This is a genomic window from Anoxybacillus sp. B2M1 (assembly GCF_001634265.1).
Lineage (GTDB): Bacteria > Bacillota > Bacilli > Bacillales > Anoxybacillaceae > Anoxybacteroides > Anoxybacteroides rupiense.
Window position 1 is genome coordinate 2,453,533 of the sequence record NZ_CP015435.1, and the last position, 26,284, is coordinate 2,479,816.

The following is a 26,284-nucleotide window of genomic DNA, read 5'->3' on the forward strand; positions in this document are numbered from 1 at the left end:
ATCATTTGCAAATACACATCGTTATTGATAATGATTATCATTATCGAAAATTCTTCACTAACTATGCTACATAAACGGCATCTCCATGTCAATGCATTTTCGATATTAGCAAACAAACGCTACATTGGTCCCACTCTGTAGATAATGACTTTAGTATTAATTGACAATTTGGTCATATCAACCCGTTCCAATAGGATTATATTTCTAATTTTTCATCTATTATCCTCATAAAACACAAATGATAAAAATGATAATTATTATCAACGGAATTATATGTGATTCCCTGCTTGCTGAACATGGATAGATTCCAGATTTATAAATAGACAATTTTCCGAATACAAGAAAAAGGACAGCGATTTACTAAGTAAAAACCAGTTTCCGCCTAGTCAATCTAGCCTTTTTTAGTTAATTTTCTCCTTAGTTCAAGAAAGAGAACGATAAAACTTTTAAAATATCGACTAAATTTCTGTTTTGATATCCGTACTGTACAAACGCCTACAAAAAATAAATCATGTTTGACAAATAGAGAGAAGGATTTACATGTCAAAGAAGGTTTTGTTGAATACGAACGATAAAGAAGGAAATAGAGGTACCATGAAAAGCGGATATAGCCTTAGCCGGAAAGACAGCTAAGGCTATAAAGGGCCATGAGTCCTATTATAATCGTGCTTATGAACCTCCACCACCTTCACTTCGTTTAGAGGTGAGAGACTCTCGGTGGATGTGTTAAAAACGGCGGTGGGCCGCATGCATCACTGGACCGACAAAATCATTGAGACGGAAGCCATGGCGGACCGCTTTTGAGATAAATTGCTTGGCCAATCCAATAGCATCTTCGACAGTCCGGCCTTTCGCAAGCTCAGCTGTAATGGCCGCGGCATACGTACAGCCAGCGCCGTGATTAAACGTTGTCTCTACTTTTTCTGCTTCAAATAGGCGATATTCTTTTCCGTCATACAATAAATCAATGGCTTTTTCGTGCTGCAATTGCTTGCCGCCTTTAATTAATACATACTTTGCGCCCAGTTCATAAATAGTCGTGGCCGCTTGTTTCATATCATCCAATGTTCGAATAGGTTCGCTTTTTGCCAGCTGGCTCGCTTCGAATAGGTTCGGAGTTACAATGAGCGCACGCTTGACAAGGACATCCCGCAAAGCGTCGGTCGTTTCAGGATGGAGCACTTCATTTTCCCCTTTGCATACCATAACTGGATCAATCACCACTTGCTCCATTTCGTATTTGTCAATATAGGCTGCCGCTAACTCAATGACCTCCACCGAACCGAGCATTCCTGTTTTCAAAGCATCGATCCCAGCAGAAAAGGCAGTCTGCAATTGAGATTCTAGCACATCCGTTCCTAGCGGAAATACTCGGTGCTGCCAGGTTTCTGGATCCATTGTGACAATGATCGTAAGAGCCGTCATTCCATATACATTAAGCTCTTGAAACGTTTTTAAATCTGCTTGAATGCCGGCACCGCCGCTTGTATCGGAGCCAGCAATCGTTAAGGCTTTTTGCAACATATCCCGATTCCCCTTTACCCTACAGAATGAAAATAGATATGAATGATCTTTTTATCATCCCTTTCCCATGAGCCCTCGGCAGTACTCAGCCAAAAGCAGGGAACAGGAAGTTTCTATCACTATATTATAAACGAAACGAGCGACAACAGCCTATCAAAAAACGTTACCTTTTTCGCTTTTCCATAATGATTCGGCATGGATGCATGGATGATTTGCGGTGAACGAATGAATGTGTCACGCATATGGTTGTTATATAAAAACGCAGCAGTCTTCAGGATTGACCCACTGCCATAAAAAAAGAGACAAGCTCTTCGCTTGCCCCTTTCAACGACGAATGGCACCGTGCCATACAAATGTAACACCAACAATAGAAATATGAAGGAAGAAACACCAAGATTCCGCTGAACTTATCTCTTAATGTTCCTTCGCCTCCATCGCTGGTGAATGAGCGATTTCTGGCGCCATATACGCTGCTTCATCTGTCGCAATGTGCCAGCTGCGCCCAACAGTGATCCCCAAATATTTCTCGTCACTCGGCTCTTCCATTTCCGCTTGAGGATATTTTTTAAACCACCAATATTTGGCCAGTACATAATAAAAGAGCGCACCGGCTACAAAGCCGACAAGCGACGAATAGGCCGGAAACAGATTCGCAATAAGCCCTCCCCCGATCCAAGCGATCATGCCGGCCCAGTTAAAGCCCTTGTGATACCGATATTGCCCATTCATTTCGTAAAGCTCTGCTACATTGACTCGCCGCTTGCGAAGCAAATAATAATCAGCGAACAAAATGCCAACAATGGAAGATAAAATGGCGCCAATAATCAATAATGCGGTGTTGAGCACATCAAACAAACTCCATGGCTGAGCGAGAATTCCAATGATTCCGGCCACTATCACTCCCACCCAAAACGGCACCTTGGGACCGCCGACATTGGAAAAAATCGTCGCCGCCGGGATGACATTCGCAGACGTATTCGTAGACCATTGCGCCAATACAATCATCAGCAGTAAAATTCCAAGAATAAAACCGCTGGCTGTTTGTTGCAACGCCGCAATAGGATCCGCGCTGGAAACAGCCATATAAGATACAGCTCCAATCGTCACCATAAATGTATTAAAAATCGGCATAACAATCAAACTGCCCACAAGCTGGGTTTTATTGCGCTTAAACCAGTTACGCTCATACGCAGGCGCTTTAAAAAACCGCGATAATGACGGCATATCCGCCGCCAATGTTCCCCAAAAGCCCATATTAGCCATCACAATAATCATAAACGCTGTAAAAGCGGCTCCTCCTGTCGCCGGACTTTCCACCCATGACCAAATGTCTTTGCCCGCTTCTGCCGCTTGGTCCGATAAGGCGATATACATCCAACAGGAAATTAAAATAATAATGGGCGCAGCTAAATCCGCAAACCGTTCAATTGATTTGATTCCGAGTGCCGTATTCAGGAGCTGGGCCGCCGCAAACAAAAGAAAACAAAGAAACCAATTATCAAATCCGACTAATAAATGTAAAATTCCATTAATAGCGGAAGCTCCAAAATAGGTGTTAATCCCAAACCAGCAAGCGGCTGTTACTCCGCGGACGATCGAAGGAATATGAGTCCCAATGGCTCCGAACGGAGCCCTCATATAAACAGGAAAGGAAAGCCCGTGCTCGACGCCAATATCCCCAATAATAACCATAAAGACCCCGATACCGACAGACCCTAGCAGCGTGGCCACAATGACAAGCCATAGCGGCAAGCTTTGGATCGCCGATCCGCCAATGGCAAATGCAGCCAGCACAATCGCCATTCCCACCCAAATCACAGCAAAGCCAAACGTTCCTATATTTCTTTCCGACTGCCCAATCGGAAGCAAATCTGGAGACTTCAAATAATTGCTCTTCTTCGCCATGGGTATACCTCCCTTTTCCTTATACATTCTCAACGGACTCTAGCTTCACCACAGAACTCGCCATCTATTCTCCAGAATGTTTCGTATGACCATTCGCGCGGTACACCGGTATAAACGCTGGATCTTGTGCTGCAGCTGTTCGACGGTTAGAGGGCCGAAGAACGAACCGTTTCACGGCCCCATTCAATAGCTTTGAAACTAGCAAAGCCCCCTTTTTTGCTTCATGAATCTGTGAAGAAGAAATCGGTCTCCGTTGATCCTATTCGTTTACATCTTTTTGCTATATAACGAGAGCAGCTGTAACCCTTCCTCCTTCAAGAGCGCTGTTTTAGATCGATTGCAGTGCACAAACAGCATCAAGCAAAACATTCACGCCTTTTTCGCAATCCTCCCACGCCGTCAACTCTTCTTCACAATGACTCTTTCCTTTAACACTCGGCACAAAAATCATCGCCGTCGGTATATAACTGGCGATAAATTGCGCATCATGCCCCGCTCCGCTTACCATTCTTTTATATGAGTATCCTAGCGACCGAGCCGATTGCTCCAGCTGTTGGCAAAGCCCGCTGTCAAACCAAACCGTATTCCGTCCCCACAATTTCTTTACAGTTACCGTGCAGCCATCCGCTTCCGATGTCTGCATCAATCCTTGAATGATGCGTTCAACCTGCTTGATGATATCCGGATTTTGATGTCTCGCTTCCAGAGAAAACACGACTTTGTTTGGAATCACCGTATGAATATTAGGAGAGACATCCATTCTGCCGATTGTAAAGACAAGCGCCTGATCGAGTGATCCAAGCCGACGGCGCGCTTCCATGATAAGTTCGTTAGCCTTAAACAAGGCATCCTTTCTCATCGTCATTGGTGTCGTTCCCGCATGATTGGATTCTCCAGTTACCTCGATTTCATAACACACCATGCCTACGACGCATTCCACTACGCCAATGGTTAATGATTCTTGTTCCAATATAGGCCCTTGTTCAATATGCAGTTCAATAAAAGCGGTTGCCTCGGTTAAACGGTTTTCCGGCTGCCCGGCATATCCGCTTGCTTTCAAGGCTTCCGCAAACGTCACTCCATCCGCATCTGCCTTTTGCAGCATCACTTCCTTCGCAAATTTTCCTGATAAAACTCCTGACGCCATCATGGACGGCTCGAATCTAGCTCCTTCTTCATTGGTAAAATTGACAATCGTCAGCGGAATTTTTGGTTGAATTTGATTTTCTACTAATGTACGGGCTACTTCCAAACCGGCGGCCACCCCTAGTACCCCATCAAAGCGACCGCCTTTTTTTACCGTATCGAGATGAGAACCGATGACAATGGGCGGCTTGTTTTCTACTCCTGGCAACGTCGCATAAATGGTTCCCATATCATCTACTTTTATGGACATTCCTAGCTGTTTGCAGCATTCGCAAAAATAATTTCGCGCCTGTTGATCTTCTTTCGACAACGCTAATCGTGTAACACCGTTATGAGCGGTACGGCCAAAATCAGCGAATGTTTCCAATGTTTCCTTCAATCTGTCGCCATTGACTAATAATCGTTTTTGTGTTTCCATATAAAACGTTCGCTCCTTTCAAACAGGCATTTTTATATTTTTATTATTCCGAAAACAATAAATATTCATTATATTTTATTATAATGATGTCTGATGTTATATTTCATTACACATTATGTAACTCTTATTCTTCGTTTGTCATACAAAATGTAAAAACAACTATACTTATCAATGGAACTCATTCAGCCCATGATAACATGATATTCCAGCGATTGGGAGAATAGCACGGGCACGCCCATTCACTTCTTTTGTTCATAAGAAAAGCGCAACCCGAGACGACGGCGCTTGATTCTTGAAAAAGGACAAGATATCCATTGTACGATATGATAAAAAACCGTATGCAGAATGTTCGCATACGGTTTCCCTTGTCGGCTATTTCAGGTATGTTAATGATTTAATTTGAATAGGTTGCAAATATATAACACGGTCCTCCTATCCTCCAACATAGCGAACAAACCAACCTATGACAACGCCAACTACAACAGAAGGAAGAAACAGGTTGCTGACTTTCATCACGATAGCCGCAGCTAAGCAGCCGAGCAAAACAGGCAGCGAGAAGGTTAGCTCCCCGCCTGCGGGAAGAAAAACTTGTTTGATAATGAGTGCAGACATAATGCCAATCGGCACATAGCTAAAATACAAGCGTAAAACTGGACTCATCCGGCGCCCCGCCATTACTTCCACACCGAGCAGCCGCGTCAGATAAGTAGAAACAGATAGTAAACCGATCAGAAGCCAATGGTTAAGCATGTTGTTGAGCCCCCCTACTCCAATAAAGACCCGCAAACGGCGCGACCATTCCAGTCACAATAATGGTCCACTCATTTCCTGGCTGCCAAGCTTCAAGCCCAAGCGCAATGAAGACAGCAGCCAGTGCCGTCGCTACCGCTGGTTTTTCTCTAATGCCCGGAATGAGCAGAGCAGCAAACGTCACCGGAAAGGCCAAATCCAGCCCCCATTTTTGCGGGTCGGCTTGATTGCTCATGAGCGAACCAACCAATGAGGAGACCACCCAAACAAAATAAAAGGTTCCGGCCACAACCGCAAAATAAAGCGGATCCGGCCCATATTTCTTAAACCGCGAGCTTCCTAATACAAAAGGTTCATCAGATACACCAAAGGAGAGCAGCCAGCGCCATTTCTTCGCGGGCGCAATGCCTTCAGCAAGAGCAGCACCGTATAATAAGTTACGCAAATTAAGTAGTGTGGCGGTAACGAAAACACTGCCGACACTAGCTCCCGAAGTAAGCATCGCCACGGTTATCAGTTGAACAGAGCCAGAAAAGACAAACATAGACATCGCCACCGCACTGATCCAGCTAAAGTGCGCTTGTACAGCAAGCACACCGTAAGACAATCCGTATGCCCCGATCGCAATGGCCAGCGGCAGTGCTTCAGCTATCCCATCTTTCCAAGATTTCTTTTTATCGCTCATTTTACCTTACCACTCCTTATGTTGAAATGAACCCTACTTGCTCATTCCCGCCTGTCCTTCAAAGAAAAACTTTATAGTATATAAGGAGAGAAAAAGCTGATATAATAAAATATACTTATAATATATTATAATATAAAAAATTACATTTTGTATACTAAAATATACTTTTTCATTTAATAAAATATACAATGTTATTGATAAAGGAGGTCAACATGAACAAGGAAGCAGCCTTTGAAGAACAAAATGTAGGAAAGCGCATCGGCGCCAATCTCCGGCAATTTCGAATCAGTAAAGGAATGAGTATCGAAGCACTAGCTAAACAAACCGGTGTCAGTAAATTAACACTACTTAAAATTGAACATGGAGAAGCCAATCCAACCTTATCCGTCATCTGGAGAATCGCCAATGGCCTCCATATTCCCATTACGGCACTATTATCGATCGAAGCAGAGGTCTCCATCGCAAGGAAGCAGGATGCTCTTAAATTGAGCAGCTCCAATGAGGTATTCATTGCTGAACCGTTATTTCACTCCCACGGTTCTATGGAACTGTATCGCGGATATTTGCAGCCATATGGAGAATATACTTCAGAAGCCCATCGGCCAGGGGTGGTTGAATTTGTAACGGTTATGTCTGGACAACTAGCAGTGGAGGTAGACGGACAAACGTATCATTTAGAAGAATTCGACTCGATCCGCTTTAAAGGAGATCGCCCTCATAAATATATCAATCCCTCTTCAGCGCTGGCGATTTTGCATTTTGTTATTTCATACGTTCCTTCCTCGTGATGCTATGAGGAGTTCACACCATATCGATACAATATAATGCGTCAATATTTAACAAGTTAAACCACACCCCGTACGGACCGATGAATGGGCCTAGAAGCGGCTGGTTGTTCAGCGGTCGAATCACACTTGAGCACAACCGAGGCAAGCGAGTGACTTGCCTCCCGCCGCCGCAAAAACAGGGTGCTTTTGCGGCGGTTATAAGTTCCATCTTTGATGATAAGCGGATGAGCGTATATCAAAAAACACACGCTTAGGATCATGACAAAATCCACTGCGTGTGTTGAAAGAGTCACAAATGATAGACCTCGTTTTGATGCACCCCGTTTCATATGTCTGCCCGTTTGAAATCACTTATCCTTTTTCGCCACATCGGGCTTATAAGTGATTGGCTGCTTCCATATAACCTTCACTTCGTTTAGAGGTGGGAGATTTTTCGGCGGGGCATGTTAAACAAGAAGCTCAAGCACTTCCTGACTTGTTCGAATTCGGCCGATTCTCGGAAAAATATATCGACAAACATACTCATGCTCTTCTTTTGTTGCAGCCGTCATGGCGTCTTCCACAAAAATTTGCTGATAACCATGCTGATATGCTTCCCGTGCGGTCGTATCTACACCAATGGAAGTAGAAATTCCGCATAACACAATCGTATCAATTCCGCGGCGGCGCAGCTGCAAATCAAGCTCCGTACCATAAAATGCGCCCCATTGTCTTTTGGTGATTACATGGACATTTGGGATCTGATCGAATTCAGGCACTAAACGATCCCATCCTTCCGGAAACGAGATCGACTGGGTTTTCAAGTCTGCAGGCGGCTGTAACATATCCTTCCCATCTAGAGAGGAAACTTTAACGAGAACAACAAAAGCCCCCTTCTGCGTGAATGCATGCACTAATTTACTGGCATTTTCAACCACTTGTGCTCCTGTGTAAGGAGAATGTGATCTATTGACAATTCCTGTTTGCAGATCAATGACGACAAGTGCTGTTTTCTCGGCTTTAATGTTTTCATTCATCGCGCTCTCTCCTCATTATAATATTTTGCTTTTCATATAGATTGTCTCTTGTTGTAAATTAAGCTTTTTATACACCTTCACATAAACCCATAAAGCATTGATCAGCAACAGCGCTCCTGTCATCAAAAAGACATATCGAACGCCTAAATGAGCGGCCACTTGTCCGCCAAAAACAGAGCCGCCAAATACGCCTAAATACCCTGCGGCCATGCTGAAACCAAAAACTCTCCCTGTCAAAGAATCCGGTGTGATTCTTTTTACTAGCGTATTAACAGAAGGAGTCAAGCCTGCTGCTGCCAATCCTAATAAAAAGCGAAGAATCATCAACTGCCACGGATGATGCACAAAAGCTTGCGGGATAAAAATGAGTCCAGCGACGATTAACGCCCCTAATATGACCTTCTGCGCACCAATTTGATCCGAAAGCCGTCCCAACCTTGGAGCAGCAATAATGTTTGCCAGCCCCGAAGCCGAAAATATCATTCCAGCTAATAATGCAATATGATCAGCATTTTTAGATAACTCCGCCACATATACAGTGATAACGGGTTCAACCGAATACATCGCCAGCGTCAATATAAAAAAGGTGACAAGCAACGTGATCGTCAGGCTTTTTTCAGGAACAATATTCCACACCTCTTTGCTGCTAAGCGCCTCTCGGTTTTGTCGAGAAAAAACTTCTTGCACAAATAAAGCGGTGGCCACAAAGGCGATCAGCAAAAGGGCTCCTGTCATCAAAAAGACATTTTGCAAACCAAAATGATCTTCGATAAAGCCGCCAATCAACGGTCCGAGCAAAGAACCAGCGATATTGGCGGTTGAAAGTGTTCCTAGAGCCCAGCCGGCGTGTTCATGATCCGTCTGCGTGGCAATCAAGGTCGTACAGGCTGTACCATAGCCTGTAATCACTCCTTGCAATGCCCTTAAGCCGATCAGCTCATACACATTGCGGGCAAATCCCATCCAACCTATCACGATGGCCATGCCAAGACTCGCCCGCAAAAGCATCGGCTTTCGTCCAAATTTGTCTGCCGCCCGTCCCCAAATCGGCGAAAAAATGGCAGAAATGATATAAGTAATCCCAAAAGCCATTCCGGAAAATTGATCAATGGAAGCGGAGTTGTGAACGCCAAGCTGCTTAATATAGAGCGGCAATACGGGCGCAAGCTGGCTCATTCCGACACTTGTGACAAACATTCCAAACCAGCAGACCAATAAATTCCTCTTCCAAATTTGCAAAAAAAATAAGCCCTCCTTCTGCTTATCATTCCATTGTCCAGCAAGAACAATGAACAATCACATTCTCATTTTAGCTTCCGGATGGGCTTTATACCATGCACGATATTATAATCCATGGACATTTTTGCTATAAAATTCAGAAGGACTGATCCCTTCCATTCGCTTGAATAGCCGGCTAAAATAAAACTCATCAACAAACCCAAGCGCCTGCGCCACTTCTTTCACTTTTTTATTGCCTTCCATCATCAATTCTTTTGCTTTATCCATTTTGATCTTATTAAAAAAACCAATCACAGAATATCCGGTAATGTCTTTAAACATTCTCGACAAATAGGAAGGGGATAGCTGTGTCATTTCCGACAATTCAGCCAACGTTATCTTTCGCGTCACGTTTTGATGCATATACTGAATCATTTTTTCCACTTTTAAAGCGACAGAATCATTGCGATCTTTCCTTTTATTGTTTTGATAAAGGGCAATGAGCAATTGCTGCAGCAGCGTTTTCGCAAGAAATTCATATCCGGGCAGCTTCGCATTCCAGCTATCCACTAATTTTTTAAACAGATCTCCCACCTGATAATTGTCTTTCACTTCTTGAACAGACGGCAAAGGAAGGATATCCGTCTCTTGTTTGATCTCCCATTGCAGATCATTAAAATGCACGCTCGCATAGCTAAAATGGACGGTAAGACAACAGAAAGGCGTCTTTGGATCCAGTTCAAGCGAATGGAATACATGAGGAGCAACATAAAACAGCCTGCCTTCTTGAATGGCATATCGCTTTTTTCCGATCGTAAAATTGCCCTTCCCTTTATCAAAAAATAGGAAAGCATGATGCTGCAAAGTTCTGGCGACTTTCCGCACACGATTTCCCGATGAATGGGGGTCCTTCCAATTGCAATAATGAATATGAAAATAAAGCTTACTAATTTTCATATGGCCTCCAAAGTAAAAAATAGTTCCTGTGCCCGCTTTCCATCCATATCCGATATCGCAATAAAAGCTATTTTAAGTTGAAGCCTTGGCTTTCGACAAATTCCTTCATATACATTCTGACTGGCTTACTTAACATATTGGCCATTTGTTCCGTCCATGTGTCATCCCGTTTTCCATTGGTGCGTTTTTGATAATATGAAGAAATCACTTCATTATATTGCCCCAATTGTTTTTCGAACTCGGTGCGATCCTGCTGGTATGTCTCCTCATGGTAAATATGCTGAAAAGGCAACCGCGGCTTTTTGTCTGGGGCTTGCGCCGGATATCCTACGGCAATTCCGAATAACGGAATGACCCGTTGCGGGATATTTAAGAGCTCACATACTTCAGGTAAATGGTTCCGTAACCCCCCGATATAACAGACTCCCAATCCCATCGACTCCGCCGCTATTACAGCATTTTGCGCAGCCAACGCCGTGTCGATCAGGGAGACCATAAACTTTTCGGTGCTTTCTAATGACGCCGATACATCCATATGTTCCATTTCACCAATGATTTGATGGCGATATAAATCCGCGCAAAAGACAAAAAAGTGGCCATTATTCTCTACATAAGACTGATTCCCAGCCAGCTCGGCAAGCTTTCGTTTCACTTCTTTATTTTTGACTCCAATGATTGAGTAAGCTTGAATAAAGCTGGACGTAGAGGCTGCTTGGGCGCACTCGACAATGGTGCGAATTTGCTCATCGGACAAAGGCTGATCCGCAAAATTCCGAATAGAACGGTGCTGTAAAATCGTTTCAATGACTGGATTCATTGGATTTCCCTCCTATACAAGCCATGCAAAATTTCTGAATGGTTCATCATGATCATAACAAATTCAGCCTTTTTCCTCATGGTTTTTAGCTTGGGGATAGTTGTCTTTTTATTTTTTATAACTGACGAATGAAATCCATATAATATTCTTTCATATGTATTTTCAATTCCTCCGGCTCAATGATTTTTAACGATTTTCCATACCTGCTTAAGTATCTCACGATAAAATTCCATTCATTTGGCTCAAAGGTGCCTATTAAATAGGTGTGATTCTCCTCGTGAACAAGCCGCATCGAAGGGTAATGCTCGGTTTGAAAAATAGCGATCCCGCCGTCATCCAGTAAACACTTAAACGATATCGCCTTCTCGGAAGGCTTCCATAAAGAGTGGCTATTTAACATCGTAACATGCTCCAATTCGTTCAAAGGCTCTGTTTCCGTCAACTCTGCATGCAAGATGCGGTCACAGCGAAAAACGCGATATTCCCTCTTTTCCATATCAAAGCTTTGGCAATACCAATGTCCTTTTAAAGCGTAAATAACCAATGGCTGAATCAATCGCTCCGCATCACGGTAACGGATTTTTAGCACGTTATGCTCAATAATCGCAGTCATCATCATCTCCAGACATGGACATTTGGTTACCTGTTTCGTTTGATAAAACACTACCCTGTTTTTGATTCTGGCGATCTTCTCCTTTTGCTGATCGCTTAAAGCATCATGGAACTTTTTATGAATCGATTCATAGGTGACTTTAAACGGGAGATCGGTAAATCCTTCTAATACTTGAAGCGAAAGATAGAGGGCATACACTTCTTGGCTATTAAAGGAGATGGGCGGTAATTTCATTTGATCGAGCAAGTAATATCCTCCGTTCCGTCCATACTCTACATATATGGGCGCTCCCATTTCTTCCAACGAAGCGATGTCGCGGAGGGCCGTTCTTTTGGAAATGTGAAATTCAGCCATTAAGTCACTTAAAGTAAACCGCTTTTTTTGATTGATAAATTTGAGCATCAGATTTAATCGTTCGGCTTTTTTCATAAACATCCCCTCTATTGGTGCCGTATTCTGTCACCTTTTTATTATACACTAAAAAAGCAATGGTGATTAAGAGGTGGGGTGTGTAGGATGAATTTTTTTGCATGATTTATGCATGGATCCACACATTCATGAATGAAAAACAGGAGGGAGCTATATGAATTTTGAAGTGATTCCGTTTCTATCTTTAAACGGCCAAGCGGCGAATGCTATCGCATTTTACGAAAAATATTTACAGGCCAAGGTGCTTTTAAAAGTGACTTATAAGCAAATGAAAGAAATCGATCCCGCTTTTGAATATAGCGAGGGGCAAGATGAGTATATTACACATTCGGTACTAGAAATCGGACAAAATAAGATGATGATTGCCGAAGAAGCGACAGATCCATCGAGACCGTGGCAACTTGGAAATAGCTTTTCTTTGTGCATACAATCGAAAGATCAAGCAACCATTCAAAAGCTTTATGAGGCTGTTACGGAGCAGCAAGATGTGACCGTATTAATGCCGCTTCAGGCAAACTCCTTCAGCTCCGGCTATGCCATGATTCGAGATCCATTTGGTGTTGTCATTCAGTTCGTTGTCACAAGACACGATTTTTAATTATGGGGATTATTCGGCTTTAGCGAGACTCCTTTTCATCCGTAGGGAGACAGCAGAAGCAAACAAAAGAACTGTTGGCGATCCTTCGCTTTATTGGCATACTTTGCAATGACACGAAGCCCCTCGGAATTTTCTCCGCGGGGCTTTCTATCGTTGTGTTGATAAAATCCATACAAAGTTCCTTTTTAATGCTCAGCCATGAATCTTGTTTAACATACTTCCGGAGAAGTCTCTCACTCTTTTTTCAATTAATGTTGTTCTAACTCTGAAACCGTCACAAAGGTATAGCCTTCATCTTTTAAATATTTCAACACCGGCTCCACGGCTTCAGCCGTTGATTCATGAATATCGTGCATCAAAATGATGGATCCATCTTTCACATTTTTTTTGACTATTTGCAGCATAGCATGAGGATCGTGAGATTGCCAATCCAACGTATCGACTGTCCATAATACGACAGGCATGCCCACCATTCTCTTGACTTGATCGTTTATGGCACCGTACGGAGGGCGAAACACAGTAGGCTCTCGACCGGTTGTCTTTTTGATCATCTCATTTGTATCGCGAATTTCTTTTCTTATTTCTGCGCTATTAAGAGTCGTCAGATCTTTGTGATCCCAAGTATGGTTTCCTAACTCGTGCCCTTCCTCTGCTATTTTTTTAGCAATGTCTGGATAAAAATCAACCCTGCTTCCCAACATAAAAAAAGTAGCCTTAGCCTCATACTTTTTTAATAAATTTAATATCTTCAACGTATTCTGCGGGTGCGGCCCGTCATCAAAGGTGAGCGCCACCCTCTTGGATGGAGGGGATGATGGCTTCTCTGCCGGCGGATTAGAAGGGGACTCATTTCCACGATCTCCATTCGGAACGGTTAAATCTTCCGGCTTATCAGGGATAATGCTTAACCGATCCGCCCATTTCTCTGTTAAAATATTTTTGACTTGATCATAGGACAGTGAGATTTCAGGCGTTCCCGCAGCCCCCGCCGTTACTTCATATTTATCAAAAATAAATACGAATGACTGGTTAGTCAAATACATATTGGCATATGCACCATCTTGTTTCATTTTATTTTCTAATTCTTCTTCAAACAAAAATGGACCGTATTGCTTGGACTGCTTAAAGGCATTCAGTAAAAGATGGTATAGCTTTTCTTTCGCTTGTTCGGTATTCTGAATCATCTCTGTTTGGTTAATGAATTGATCATTTTCCACATCTACAATGAAAACTTTTACGCGTTGATTACCGTTTGCTCCTCCATAATAGCTTTCTTCATGAAAAACAATAGAATAAATATGATCCATCACAGGATAAATGTCAAAGGTCAAGTAAAAAACAGCCGGACGTTTCTTTAAAAAGGTTTGATCACCTTTGCCCAACTCTTCATGGAATTTTTGTTCCGTGCTTTTGACATATTGACCGATTTCACGATTTAATCGCTCCCCTTGAAATTTCGGGTAATGAATCGCACTGCGGTACGTTTCTTCATCGTCCGTATTGGTGATAATATCCACACCAGAGTATTTTGTATGCTCCATCTTCTCGTTTTTTCCTTTGATATGATGATCTTGATCCTTAGCCCCATCTCCCTTTATGAAAAAAAACAGGCTAAGAGCGATTCCTGCGATCATCATAAAAATCAATATCTTGTCATGAAGTCTCGTTGTTTTCAAAATGTCACACCTTCTAATTCACTAGCGTTTTCATTTATATACATGCACTTAAAACGGAATGCATAACGTCCATAAAAACCCACAATCGCAAGACAAGTCTTTGGACTTGCCTTCAACGCACAACAAAGGACGAACGGTAAACCAAACGCCCAAAAGACGAATCTAAAAACGATGCCGCTCAGACACCTGCATCGTCAAAAACAGATCCTTTGAAGCGTTTTACATTCATCCTTCACTATATTCATGCATAAGTATAAAGGACAGAGGCTCCTAGATATTCAGATTGAATACGTTCATTTTAATTCTACTACATTCTCAATCGGCACCCAGCCTTCTTCTAGTGTTTCTATTTTTTTCATCCAATACCACCCATTGAGTTCTTTGCATTTTATTAATTGTTCACCGATTTCAACATCTAATTCTTTCGCCGTATAATCCTCTACAATTACCCCATGTTTCCCTTGTTTTTTGATGATTTGTTCTGGCACCCAGCCTTCTAAGCGATTATCAACAGTGAAACAGTATATCCCATTTTTTCCAGTCTTCATTTCCATTATATTTTTCACCAATGATAACCGTTTCCCCTTTGCGCAGCTTGATTGGATTCGGATAATGGCTCTTATGTTGTTTGATTGCTTTATAAGTTTTGCTATCATCCCTTTTCAAAAAAACACCCCGAATAAAAAAGACACACCTTTATAACTATATCATTCATCATTTAAAATTATTTTTGAATCTACGCTAAAAATAATCCATTCTTCGAACAGAAAAGTAGGGATTTTCACAAATCAGCCGCTCTCATAAGCATATTCCTATCATACTATAATCAAACAAGCATGTAAAAACGGTCGTTCAACTTGTCGTAAGGTAGAAAAAGACCTTCTGATCCGTTTTTCACATGAGCAGGCAAAATCAGGACATGTTCCCCGATCGGTTTTTACACTTTTATCCACTCGCACGGAAATGGTGTTTCTTTTGGAATCTTCGTTATAATAGACACGGGGGTGAGCCAATTTGGGACGTGTTTGTGGAAAAACGTATAATTGCGAAAAAGAATTGACACTCGCCGTTATCGGCGGCAAATGGAAAATGTTAGTTTTGTGGCATCTTGGAAAAGAAGGAACAAAGCGATTTAGCGAACTTAAGGCTCTTATGCCAGGAATTACTCAGAGAATGCTTGTCAATCAACTGCGGGAACTGGAAGAAGACCTCATTATTCACCGAAAAGTCTATCCTGTCGTACCTCCAAAAGTGGAGTATTCTTTAACAGAGCTCGGAAAAAGCCTCATGCCGATTCTCGATGCCATGTATGAATGGGGGAAAAACTATATGGAGACGGTCGCAAAGGACCACGTATCCAGCAACGAGCCTATGAAATAAACATTCCCTTTCCCGCATGGTTTAGGGAATTCATGCGATCAATCAAGATAATGGATTGCTTTTTCAGTCGCAAGGACATGGAGAGATGCCGGTTGTCCTTGCGAAATGTTTATTCATCGTTTGCACGTCCTCTTTTCACGCTATCATCCGCTTCCTATAGTATACTTTTTTACACTAGGTGCTATAAAAGTGTGTACTTGTGAAAATGGATCATGTATCTAATAATATCAGTATCACCATTTCATGGGTGAACAAGGGAATTTTTCGTTCATGAACGCCAAGAAAGGAGTATGACGATGAAAATTAGAGTTTCTGCTGTTCAGTATCATTTGCATACGATCCACTCATTCAAAGAATTTGCCCGGCAAGTGGAGCATTATATAAAAACCGCCCAAGAATTTGAAGCGGATTTCGTGTTATTCCCAGAATTTTTTACCACCCAACTGATGTCCATCGAAAGTGGCAAAGGCCGGCCTTTGACCATCCAAGAATTGCCGGATTTTACAGAGTCCTATCGTTCTTTATTTATAGATTGGGCAAAGAAAACAAAGATGCATATCATTGCGGGAACCCATGTCATTCGCAAAGGTGGCAAATTGTACAACGTGGCTCATTTATTTTATCCAGATGGCAGAGTCGCCGAACAAGCAAAGCTGCACATTACACCTACGGAAGTGAAAGAATGGAACATGTCTCCTGGCGAAGGATTGCAAGTGTTTGAGACGGAAAAAGGAACGATTGCGATGTTGACATGTTATGACATTGAGTTCCCAGAAATCGTTCGCATGGCCAAAGCAAAAGGAGCGGATGTGATTTTCTGTCCTTCTTGCACCGATGATCGTCATGGATTTCATCGGGTTCGCTATACGAGCCACGCAAGAGCCATTGAAAATCAAGTATATGTCGTGACAACCGGCACAGTCGGTTCGCTTCCAACCGTCGACTTTATGCGCGCGAACTTCGGCCAAGCGGCTGTCATTACCCCAAATGACATCCCGTTCCCTCCGCGCGGCATTTTAGTGGAAGGGGAAATCAATCATGATATGGTCGTGACCGCTGATCTTGATTTAGATCTGCTATATCAAGTTCGCGAGCGCGGATCGGTGACAACATGGCGCGACCGCCGCACAGATTTATATCCGGATTGGAAATAAGGAGGAAGCATCATGTACTGGAAAGAGCTTTACGTGTTTGAGAACGATCGGCCTGTTCGGGCCGTGATTCGAAATTATGAAGAAAAAGATTTTCCGGGCTTAATCCGCATTCAACAGGAAAGCTTCCCACCTCCCTTTCCTTCTGAACTATGGTGGAACACGGAACAATTAAAAAACCACGTGACGCTCTTTCCAGAAGGAGCCTTATGTGTGGAGGTCGATGGCGAAATGGCCGGATCGATGACCGGGCTCATTGTTCATTTTGATCCGAATCATCCGGAACATACATGGGAAGAAATTACCGATCACGGCTATATTCGCAATCATCAGCCAAACGGGAATACGCTTTATGTTGTCGATATTGGCGTACGCCCCGCCTATCGCAAATTAGGGCTGGGAAAGTGGCTGATGCTTTCCATGTATGAAGTCGTCATTCAGCTCGGATTAGAACGTTTGTTAGGCGGAGGGAGAATGCCCGGCTATCATCAAAAGGCAGATCAAATGACAGCGGAGCAATACCTCGAAGCGGTGATCAAAGGCGAATTAAAAGACCCCGTCATTACATTCCTGCTTCGCTGTGGCCGCACTCCGGTGAAAGTGGTAGAAAACTATTTGGAGGATGAGGAATCTCGTAACTATGCGGTCCTGATGGAATGGAAAAATCCGTTTTTGAAAAAATTACGGCAAGGAGAATGAGGAAATGGAATATCGGAGAATCACGAGTATTGAAGACCCTTTATTTAAAAAAATGCACCAATTGATGCAAGAAGTATTTCCACCTGAAGAAGTATTAGCATTCGATTTTTGGAAAGAACCTCTAGAAGATCCGGGAATCCGTGTATGCGTGGCCGTTCATGAAGGAAAGGTCGTGGGCGCAACAGAGTACCGTTATTATGAAGATGTCAATATTGCCATGACGGATTTCACCATCATCGGGCAAGCGGGACTTGGAATCGGCCGATTTTTAGCCAAAAAGAGATTAGAAGACTTAAACGCTTGGGCAGCCGCTTGTGGAAACCAATTATTTGGCATGTTTGCGGAAATTTATGACCCGTATCGTGTCGAACATTATGAATTTGGCGGCGTGAAGCCGATGGACCCATATGTCCGTCGGGAAGTCTTGTCCCACCTCGGCTATAAGCGCCTTGACTTCCCTTATGTCCATCCATCCTGGAACAATGACGGAGAAGCGGTAGAAGGACTTGACCTTTGCTTCCTTCCGATGGACGAAAATGTAAATGAACTTCCGACTGAGCTTATCGTGACATTTTTAACACGCTACTATGCGGTCTTGCCGAACAAACCGCAAGCATGGTATGACATGATCGAACGTCTAAAAACGCGAGATACGGTGGTGCTTTTCCATCTGTAACCCGTCTTTTTCCAAGGGCTCAATTTTCACTTGTGTCCCTATTTTGCCTGATATAAAGCGGCGGGCATGATCGTCTTGCTTGAGACGATGCCAAATAACAGCTGGCTTCTTTTCAAAAGAAATCATGCCCGCACAAGACTCCATGCCACTATGATCGCATTTCTCTTTCGGCTAAGTAGATTTTCACATTTATATAAATGTAAAATGCCCCTCTCCATTATCCTTTGATCAGCTCGATCACCTCCGCTAAACGCTTTTCCGCCATCGAATTTAGCTGCAAGCTGTGCTGTTGAAAGTTTAGAAATTTTGTGACTGGATTAGGCACAACCACACATTTTAATCCCGCGGCCAAAGCGGCTTTCAACCCATTTAACGAGTCCTCAAAAACGACTGCTTCATCAGGACGGACAGCTAAAGCAGCCAGCGCTTTTAGATACAAGTCGGGAGCTGGTTTGATGCTCTCCACATCTTCACTTGTAATAATCACTTCAAAATAGGACAGCAGCCCAAGCTCATTTAAATAATGAATGACCCATTCCTTGTGAGAACTTGAAGCAATCGCTATTTTGTAGCCCAATTGCTTTGCCTCTTCTAAATAGTCCTTCACCCCTTCACGTGCCTGAGGGGTTTTCATCTTGATTTGATAAAAACTTGCGGCTTTCGCTTCAATTTCTTCAATGCTGACGTTTTCCCCCAGCTGCTGTTGAACAAATTCATAAAGCGCCGCATTATCTGTTCCAACAGTTTGAACAAAACGTTCCAGCGGCAAATCGACATCATAGACATTCATCGCTTCTTTATAAGCCTCAAACCAAGCTGTCTCTGTATCTACAATTAAACCGTCAAAATCAAAAATAATCGCTTTGATCAAAATGGCTCTTCCCCTTTCCAAAAACTTTGCTGCATTCACGCTTCCATTCTGCTATTGGTTTCAAAAAGCGCTTCCTCTTATATTTTAACAGAAATCTATAAATCAAGGTCTGGCAATGAATATTGTACCTTATTCTCCAAAATCATAGTTCATCACCAAAAGCTGTACTTGCATCTACCATTGAAGTATGGTAGACGTTTCTAGCCGCACCCGTAATGCCAATTGTTGGATATTTCTGTATCCATCTCCTCGACGTTTGATCAGCTTGATTTTGTTGTTCGTTCCTTCCATTCTACCATTCGAATAAAGCAACAATATGAACGAAACTTCTGTTCGTTTAACAAGTGCTTTTGCGATGGCACTCTTTACGGTACCGATCTAAAGCTTCTGTAAACAACTAAATGACATAAAAATAATCGGCTACACGTATCGCTTCTGGATATACCCCTTGAATGGCTTTTTCAAATCGCTCACGACCCACTGGACCGAAGAAGACACACACGCCAATACGCTTCGAATGGCTTCCTCCTTCTTTCCTGCTTCGATGAAATACACTTCTCCTATCGCCGCCACTCTATCATCATGCCCTTTTCGAAAAACAAATTCGTCGATACACCGCCTTAGGTTAAATGGGATTTGACAGCTGTTTTCTCCCTCATCCATTCACATCATTCGATTTTATATTGTATACTCAATGCAACATCAAATGACCTTTAATTGAGTCCATAGATTTTACCGGCAAACGGACAGCAACGACTTACTAGTTTGATCGCATATGCCGCGGTTCTATGAACTCCCACGAATTGAATGGCCGTATCATGTTGGATGGATTCGATGATTCCATTACAAATTTGATCAACATTTTTAACATTGACAATGTGTTCGGGACGCAAATGACAAAGAAGTTCACCGGACTTGACCATTAACCAAACACATCTTCAACATTTTAGTATTAATTACTGGTTATAATCGATTAGTCTCTTCATATTTTTTGATAATAGTATTCCTCAAATATTTCCGGATAAATAGTCAATATAAAGGCTTTAAATTAATCACAATGTTATCAGATTCAAAAAATAAAAACTTATTAATTTCTAATATATTACCTTTTTTAAGAGGAATTTTGTAAATACCTTTATTATGGTGTCAATAACGATTATTTCAACGAAATGAAATTCCCCATTATGAACGTTTAATTAGGCAACTGGGCAGGATAAACTCCTGCTTTTTTCTTTTCTCGTAGACGATAAGAATCGCCTTTGATATTAAAGGTAATGGCGTGATGTAATAGGCGATCTAAAATCGCTGTCGCTTTCCCGTGCGGCAAAGTGGTTTTGGGAACAGAGATTTTCTGTTTTTCACGCACAGCTGCTCAAAGATCTAGAAGTACGGTATCTCAAAATCGTCCTGATCGACAGCACGGTCCTTCTAAGCAGTCTTTATCATTCATAGGCAAAGTGGAGGGCCATCCGATGCTACTGGTTTAAAGGATATAAACTCCATCCCTGTACCACTACCAAGGGAATCATCTTATCTCACGTATTGACCACAGCGAACAGGAATGATGCGGCAGTGGCACCAGAATTACTTGCTTCTTTTGGGGCAATGGGATATGGAGTTTGTGTGTTAGGGGATGCCGCGTATAACAGCGAAAAGGTCCGACAAACTTCTGAGTAAGCAGGAATCTTATTCATGTCTCCCACCGACCGCCGCAATAGCAAGGAACGAAAAGATGCCTATGGCCAGGGTCTTCCTGTCTTGTTGAAAACGAGATTGGGCCAATGGTTGTTTGGGCTTCGCTCGAGATGGAGCGGGTATTTAACGTGCTAAAGAGTAATGGGGTGGAGCAACCCCGATGGTATGGATTTCATCGATATTTACTGCATGTGTTATGTTGCATTCTTATGCACAACTTCGAGTTTTTACTTTATTTTTTTACAACACTATCACTCTTCATTACATGGATTCACAAATAGTGACGATTTGTCCAGAGTCAAAATTATATATTTCTATTATTACGAAGTATATAAATAATAAAGGCTGACGTAACATTTATAATAACTTACGTCAGCCATTCCAGTAATTTTAATAAATAGCCGTATTTGTAATTGGTTTACCTATAGCTTTTCTTAAAGTATAAATAGGAATGTTTTTCACACACCTAAAACCCATTTCATTATGCCTGCAAAATGGAATATCCTTCCCCCTAAAAGAAGGATACATTAGACCCGGTAATGAAAAGAAAGAACCTCCTTTCAACACCGCAAAGGCATGATGTTTACTCTGTTTATTCGAGAAACCAGGGTGAAACTCTCTGCCAGTTAATAGATCACTTCGTGTCCATTCCCAATGATTACCCACCATTCCAACAACGCCATAAGGGCTAACATATTCGTCCTTTTCAAATTCGGATGCTCTCTTGATAGGTTCTTCCGGAAATTCTTCAGAGAACGAGGTAATACCCTCCCGCCATTCATCCAAACTTTCAGGTGTATAATTTAACCAATGAGCACACCAATTTGCTGCATTTCTATTAAAAGCATTACCCCAAGGCCATATTCTACCATCTTCTCCCCGTGCAGCCTTTTCCCATTGAAATTCAGTTGGTAGCTCCTTGCCTTTCCACCTTGAAAACGCAAATGCATCATACCAGTCAATCCCCGTTACAGGATGATCGGGTTTAAAACGTTCATCCCAAAAAGTGTTTCTTGTATGATCTTTTTCTTGAGGTTCATTAGGATGGCAGAATATATGACCATTTTTCTTAGTATATTCAACAAACTCATCATACTCTTCATTGGTTACTGGATACTTATCAATAAAAAATGGAGGAAGCCAAACTTTCCTAGAAGGTATTGCATCATGCCACCCGAACGTTTTATCAGGCACTTGATGCGGATCAAGTCCAAAAGTGAAAAAACCACCAGGAATTAAAATCATTCCTTCTTCTTCTTTTTTACAAAACTCTTCTAATAGTTCGTTAGGGATAGGTTCTTCAAAGTCATACCTATTAAACAAATGTCCGTGTTCTTTATAGTAATTTTCTATTAATTGTAATTCTTCAGGATCATCAGTACCTAGCAGGTCAATAAGTGATTTTAGAACTTTCTGTGCTCCTAATCCTACTGGTTTATTAGGTGAATAAACTTTTTTGCTAGCACCACCGATAATAGGTGCTAGTAATTTATAGCTTTCCTCAATTTTTTCTTGTCCACAAATTTCAATAGCTTTAAAAGAAACTAAATCATCAGGATCGTGAGTTAATCTAACAATGGTTTCTACCGCAGAAAAATACGGTAACCAATTTTTTACGATATCTATCAACCTATAACGTACATATGTATGTGGATGTCCAATTGACATCCCAAATATATATTCAGCAGCAACAGGATGGGACACTTTTAACAACTCTGGAATGATACGTGAGTTAAATAAATCTTTTAACTTCGGCACAGTAAGTGAATCTAAATAGTCTGGTTCTAAAACCTCTTCAATTTGAGAAAGTAAGTTCATATCGTTTTCATATATTTCTATATGTAAATGTTTAATTTCAGTACTCACTCTTTTTCCCCCTCAATCTTCAGTATAAGGGCAGGGAAAAAATATTCTCCCTGCCCCTTAGAATTTTACCATTTTTCTTCTTGCAATACTGGCATTACAATAGCAAGACGGTTGCGCCAATTTTTCTTCATTTTCATTTTAATCCCTCCTTAAAATATTCTCAAAAATATAATATAATATAATTTAAGGAAAATAAAGTATTTTTTAAAAAATATAAAAAATAAAAATTAAATTTATATTAAAGGGAGGATCATTTCAAAGTTAGAGAGTATTTATACTCAGCATTTGAAGAGAAAAGATTAATTATTCGATAGAGAAGGTGACAGTGATTTTGGGTGTGTATATGAACCAAAATAAACTTGTAGAGGAGGATATTAATTGAATAAATCTTTTTATTTTTTGTGGATGGGAAATTCACTGGGAAAATTAGCTAATTCCCTATATATGATGACAGTAACTATGATGATTTACCATATTACAAGCTCAGGGACTTTAGCGGGTTTAGTTACCATGATTCATGTTATAGCAAAGTTTCTAAGTAGCTTTTTTATGCCTATAATAACAGATCGATATCCTTTAAAGTTCATCTTAAGAATTTCTTTATTTGGACAATCGTATTTACTATTTATACTTATTCTTTTGTTTTACTTCAAAGATATCAATCATTTTTTGATTAATTTAATTATTTATTTAATCATTTTTTTCATCGGTTTCCTAGATGGATGGACAAATCCTGCAAGAAACTCTTTAACACCTAAAATCGTACAAAAAGAGAAATTAGCAAAAGCCAATAGCTTAATAAGTACGACGGACCAATCCCTTGCTTTGTTGGGTTGGTCTTTGGGTGGGGTAGCAGCAATTCACTTTGGGAACATTAATATTTTGTATTTCGCATTAAGTCTCTATATATTGTCTGCTCTATCTACTCTTCTCATATCTGAAAAATTTCGCGGAGCTAGTAAATCTAGACCTAACTGGGATTCCATAAAAATTGGCTGGTCTATACTATTTAAGAATGCTAATCTTAGGTTAATAACAATTATGGGGATAATTGAAGGAATTGCAGGGGGAATTTGGATTGGAGGGATCACATTAGTATTCGTAAAAGAAATATTAAAACAAAATGAGACTTGGTGGGGGTATATCAATGCCAGTTACTATTTAGGTAGTATAATTGGTGGTATTTTCATTGTCTTAATTTCAAAATGGATGCAACGAAATTTAGTTTATAGTATAATATTGGGATCCTTTGGAGTGAGTGTTTTTGTTTTAATTTATGCCTTTACTAAATCACCAATTGTAGCGCTTACTTTAGTATTTATTATGGGACCTTTCTATCAACTTAGAGATGTATCGCAAAATACCTACTTTCAGTCATCTATAGAGGAAAGTTATCTACCAAAAGTTTATTCTACTCAAAGTAACATATATTATATTGTATTTTCTATATCTGTTTTCCTAATGGGAACCATTTCTGATTTTTTAGGCGTTAAACTTGTATACATATTAGCCTCAATATTATATTTCACATCTTCTTTTTTAGCCGTATCAATTAACGTAAAAAGATATAAAGATACAGAAATTAAAAATATTAAGATAAAAACAGAAGGTTGACCTGTTTTCAGGTCAACCTGTGGCCGCTAAATAAAACTGAACAGAATTCGATTGATTAAATTGAACAGTTTTTTACCAGTTAGAAACGCGCACTTTACATAGAGTGGCGTAATGATAGCCTCGTTTCATGCGGCTGATTCTTGTTGTTGCTCGCTTTTTAGGAAATATCTTGTACGCAGAGGCTCCATGTCAAGTGATAGGGATTACGCTGGAATTTCCAGAAAAGTGTTCACTCTTATTTAGCGAAACTGTTCAATTTTTCTCGTCGGTTACACCTTTTTTCTTTTGGTCTAGCAAAATGCTTTACACAAAATTTTATACATCATCATTTTATCTAGCACCTCGGGTATATAAAAATAAATTTTGCTTCACAAGCACGAACAATATACTTATCCATATAATAAATTCAGTACCTGCTCTATCTTTTAAACCTTTACTAGTTTGATATAAAACTCTAGTGATTACCTTGACCCCATTTATTCCTCATTCAATAGGTTCATTGGGAAAGGAACCATCATGATCTTATATAATCTTGTTCCAGAGGATTTTCTAAGTTCCCGTTTAACTTCTCTTTGGTATTAGCGATAACTTGCTGATGCTCAAGTATTGCAACCGCTAGATCTAACATTTCTTTCATTAGAGCTTGATACTCTTCAAAACCCCAAGCTATCACTCCTTAAGAAAAAACACACGTTCGGAGTTACTTCCATTTTACTCCATAACGTGTGTTTTTTAAACAGCTTTTTATCATGCATAATTAACAGGCGCGATAGTTAATCAAGACATACAAAAAGGACGATTTATTTTGGTCTTTTTCTGCAGTCTAAAAAATCAATATTAAAATTTAAACGAAGCCTTGTCTTTAGGCATTGGGCATGGTAGCCTTGTGTGGCGATGCCGATTTTGTAACCATCTGGATTCTCAGCAACAGAATCATGACTGCAGGAGCTCGATGCCAAATGCTTCACTCTCTCACTATTAAAGAAACAGGCATTTAGTTAGTATAGAATGAAAGTGTCCAAAGATTTGACACAGATCCAGACCAACAACATCCTTTAGTTCAATCGTTTATTTAAACACGATTTAAATGCGTGTCCTTAAAATGTGTTGAATATTTTAATCCATAACCAATCATCCTATCCATTCCGATATGAGCAGACCATATTAAGCCTATCTCTAAAACCACTTCGCTTGATAACAGCACTCCTAAGATAACAGCTCCAATTGGTAAACTATATGTATGAAATAAATTATAAAGCACGGCACCAACTTTATTATTGAATAAATAACCAATCATTGATATATCTGGAGCGAATAACAAAACGAAAAACAAAAGCCAACTAAATTGGTTATAAGAGTAAAAATAAAGACTCAACAATAGGATAGCTGCCCCTTCTAATTGTAAAAGAATTTTATTCATACTATTCTCCCTTAATAACTGTAATTTAGCCATTTTGATAACAATCATGAGCATGTAAACCAGAACCTTTAAAATTATTTTATAGGAAATAGATGTATTTAGTGACAATCCACCCCTCATTTAAATATCTGGAATAATTTGAATAGTTTTCATTTTTATTTTTATTATAAAATTGTTTGAACGTCAACCAAAAACTGTTAAAATATAAAAAACAATGATGATGCTGCAAAGCTAGAGCAAGCAAATAGCCAAAATCATCATACAGAACTGACACATAACGATAATGCCGAAACTTCTTAGATCGTTTTTCATTAAATGTACAAACAAAGTGGATTGGTTTATGTGCATTTATATATCCATATACGTTGGGCA

Annotated in this window: 24 protein-coding genes and 2 pseudogenes; 8 read left to right on the plus strand and 18 right to left on the minus strand. The window is 40.8% G+C overall.

What is annotated here, in order from left to right; translation table 11 throughout:
• Positions 1–726 precede the first annotated feature (726 nt).
• From pdxK to GFC28_RS11895, 5 genes are all read right to left on the minus strand, one after another.
• Positions 727–1,524: a pyridoxine/pyridoxal/pyridoxamine kinase gene (gene pdxK / locus GFC28_RS11875; protein WP_044742595.1), complete on the minus strand. Its 798-nt coding sequence runs from the start codon at positions 1,522–1,524 to the stop codon at positions 727–729.
• A 414-nt stretch (positions 1,525–1,938) separates the two neighbouring features.
• The gene (locus GFC28_RS11880) at positions 1,939–3,429 is read right to left on the minus strand and encodes an NCS1 family transporter (protein WP_044742596.1); all 1,491 of its coding nucleotides are present in this window, start codon (positions 3,427–3,429) and stop codon (positions 1,939–1,941) included.
• 328 nt (positions 3,430–3,757) lie between these two features.
• Entirely contained in the window at positions 3,758–4,993 is a 1,236-nt protein-coding gene (locus tag GFC28_RS11885) for a Zn-dependent hydrolase (protein ID WP_044742597.1), read from the minus strand.
• A gap of 432 nt (positions 4,994–5,425) precedes the next feature.
• Positions 5,426–5,743, minus strand: a complete 318-nt coding sequence (locus GFC28_RS11890; RefSeq protein ID WP_044742598.1) for an AzlD domain-containing protein — start codon at positions 5,741–5,743, stop codon at positions 5,426–5,428.
• Positions 5,736–6,428 (minus strand): AzlC family ABC transporter permease, encoded by a 693-nt coding sequence (locus tag GFC28_RS11895; RefSeq protein WP_044742599.1) that lies wholly within the window; start codon positions 6,426–6,428, stop codon positions 5,736–5,738. The genes GFC28_RS11890 and GFC28_RS11895 overlap by 8 nt, the downstream gene beginning before the upstream one ends.
• Before the next feature lie 212 nt (positions 6,429–6,640).
• On the opposite strand from GFC28_RS11895, the gene GFC28_RS18925 reads away from it, so the two are divergent.
• On the plus strand, positions 6,641–7,216 hold the full coding sequence (locus tag GFC28_RS18925) for a helix-turn-helix domain-containing protein (protein ID WP_044742600.1): 576 nt from the start codon (positions 6,641–6,643) through the stop codon (positions 7,214–7,216).
• 446 nt (positions 7,217–7,662) lie between these two features.
• Here GFC28_RS18925 and GFC28_RS11905 read toward each other — a convergent pair whose 3' ends face one another.
• The 5 genes from GFC28_RS11905 to GFC28_RS11925 all read right to left on the minus strand — a co-directional run bounded on the left by GFC28_RS11905 (position 7,663) and on the right by GFC28_RS11925 (position 12,266).
• A complete protein-coding gene (locus GFC28_RS11905; RefSeq protein WP_044742601.1) occupies positions 7,663–8,232 on the minus strand; it encodes a hydrolase in 570 nt (189 codons plus the stop codon).
• Between the two features lie 15 nt (positions 8,233–8,247).
• Positions 8,248–9,471: a multidrug efflux MFS transporter gene (locus GFC28_RS11910; protein ID WP_044742613.1), complete on the minus strand. Its 1,224-nt coding sequence runs from the start codon at positions 9,469–9,471 to the stop codon at positions 8,248–8,250.
• Between the two features lie 105 nt (positions 9,472–9,576).
• Positions 9,577–10,407, minus strand: coding sequence for an AraC family transcriptional regulator (locus tag GFC28_RS11915; RefSeq protein ID WP_044742602.1), 831 nt, complete (start codon positions 10,405–10,407; stop codon positions 9,577–9,579).
• 67 nt (positions 10,408–10,474) lie between these two features.
• Entirely contained in the window at positions 10,475–11,224 is a 750-nt protein-coding gene (nfsA, locus tag GFC28_RS11920) for an oxygen-insensitive NADPH nitroreductase (RefSeq protein WP_044742603.1), read from the minus strand.
• 115 nt (positions 11,225–11,339) lie between these two features.
• On the minus strand, positions 11,340–12,266 hold the full coding sequence (locus GFC28_RS11925) for a helix-turn-helix transcriptional regulator (RefSeq protein WP_044742604.1): 927 nt from the start codon (positions 12,264–12,266) through the stop codon (positions 11,340–11,342).
• 154 nt (positions 12,267–12,420) lie between these two features.
• On the opposite strand from GFC28_RS11925, the gene GFC28_RS11930 reads away from it, so the two are divergent.
• Positions 12,421–12,864, plus strand: a complete 444-nt coding sequence (locus tag GFC28_RS11930; RefSeq protein ID WP_044742605.1) for a VOC family protein — start codon at positions 12,421–12,423, stop codon at positions 12,862–12,864.
• A 248-nt stretch (positions 12,865–13,112) separates the two neighbouring features.
• On the opposite strand, the gene GFC28_RS11935 is transcribed toward GFC28_RS11930, so the two are convergent.
• Complete coding sequence (locus tag GFC28_RS11935) at positions 13,113–14,540, minus strand: polysaccharide deacetylase family protein (protein ID WP_052660941.1); 1,428 nt, start codon at positions 14,538–14,540, stop codon at positions 13,113–13,115.
• A gap of 293 nt (positions 14,541–14,833) precedes the next feature.
• Positions 14,834–15,109, minus strand: coding sequence for an SH3 domain-containing protein (locus GFC28_RS11940; RefSeq protein ID WP_369818732.1), 276 nt, complete (start codon positions 15,107–15,109; stop codon positions 14,834–14,836).
• 445 nt (positions 15,110–15,554) lie between these two features.
• Between GFC28_RS11940 and GFC28_RS11945 the strand changes: the two genes are divergently transcribed.
• The 4 genes from GFC28_RS11945 (at position 15,555) to GFC28_RS11960 (ending at position 18,446) form a co-directional block, all read left to right on the plus strand.
• Positions 15,555–15,920: a transcriptional activator HxlR gene (locus GFC28_RS11945; protein ID WP_044742606.1), complete on the plus strand. Its 366-nt coding sequence runs from the start codon at positions 15,555–15,557 to the stop codon at positions 15,918–15,920.
• A gap of 296 nt (positions 15,921–16,216) precedes the next feature.
• Positions 16,217–17,074, plus strand: coding sequence for a carbon-nitrogen hydrolase family protein (locus GFC28_RS11950; protein WP_044742607.1), 858 nt, complete (start codon positions 16,217–16,219; stop codon positions 17,072–17,074).
• Between the two features lie 12 nt (positions 17,075–17,086).
• A complete protein-coding gene (locus GFC28_RS11955) occupies positions 17,087–17,770 on the plus strand; it encodes a GNAT family N-acetyltransferase (RefSeq protein WP_044742608.1) in 684 nt (227 codons plus the stop codon).
• Between the two features lie 4 nt (positions 17,771–17,774).
• Positions 17,775–18,446, plus strand: a complete 672-nt coding sequence (locus GFC28_RS11960; RefSeq protein ID WP_044742609.1) for a hypothetical protein — start codon at positions 17,775–17,777, stop codon at positions 18,444–18,446.
• A 217-nt stretch (positions 18,447–18,663) separates the two neighbouring features.
• Here GFC28_RS11960 and GFC28_RS11965 read toward each other — a convergent pair whose 3' ends face one another.
• From GFC28_RS11965 to GFC28_RS19345, 3 genes and pseudogenes are all read right to left on the minus strand, one after another.
• Positions 18,664–19,317, minus strand: coding sequence for an HAD family hydrolase (locus GFC28_RS11965; protein ID WP_044742610.1), 654 nt, complete (start codon positions 19,315–19,317; stop codon positions 18,664–18,666).
• Between the two features lie 174 nt (positions 19,318–19,491).
• A pseudogene (locus tag GFC28_RS18930) lies at positions 19,492–19,932 on the minus strand (transposase); the annotation flags it as partial.
• A gap of 577 nt (positions 19,933–20,509) precedes the next feature.
• A pseudogene (locus GFC28_RS19345) lies at positions 20,510–20,629 on the minus strand (ATP-binding protein); the annotation flags it as partial.
• 215 nt (positions 20,630–20,844) lie between these two features.
• Here GFC28_RS19345 and GFC28_RS20285 point away from each other — a divergent pair.
• Positions 20,845–20,994 (plus strand): transposase, encoded by a 150-nt coding sequence (locus GFC28_RS20285; RefSeq protein WP_231883482.1) that lies wholly within the window; start codon positions 20,845–20,847, stop codon positions 20,992–20,994.
• Between the two features lie 408 nt (positions 20,995–21,402).
• Here the strand turns inward: GFC28_RS20285 and GFC28_RS11975 are convergent, their stop codons facing one another.
• Positions 21,403–22,830: a formylglycine-generating enzyme family protein gene (locus tag GFC28_RS11975; RefSeq protein ID WP_044743295.1), complete on the minus strand. Its 1,428-nt coding sequence runs from the start codon at positions 22,828–22,830 to the stop codon at positions 21,403–21,405.
• A gap of 426 nt (positions 22,831–23,256) precedes the next feature.
• Here GFC28_RS11975 and GFC28_RS11980 point away from each other — a divergent pair, with 426 nt between their 5' ends.
• Complete coding sequence (locus GFC28_RS11980; RefSeq protein ID WP_052660959.1) at positions 23,257–24,492, plus strand: MFS transporter; 1,236 nt, start codon at positions 23,257–23,259, stop codon at positions 24,490–24,492.
• Positions 24,493–25,006: 514 nt separating this feature from the next.
• Here the strand turns inward: GFC28_RS11980 and GFC28_RS19995 are convergent.
• Positions 25,007–25,129 carry a hypothetical protein gene (locus tag GFC28_RS19995; RefSeq protein WP_255363047.1) on the minus strand — a complete coding sequence of 41 codons (123 nt, stop codon included), beginning with the start codon at positions 25,127–25,129 and terminating at the stop codon, positions 25,007–25,009.
• Between the two features lie 435 nt (positions 25,130–25,564).
• Entirely contained in the window at positions 25,565–25,912 is a 348-nt protein-coding gene (locus GFC28_RS11985; protein WP_044744738.1) for a DUF4260 domain-containing protein, read from the minus strand.
• Positions 25,913–26,284: the final 372 nt, after the last annotated feature.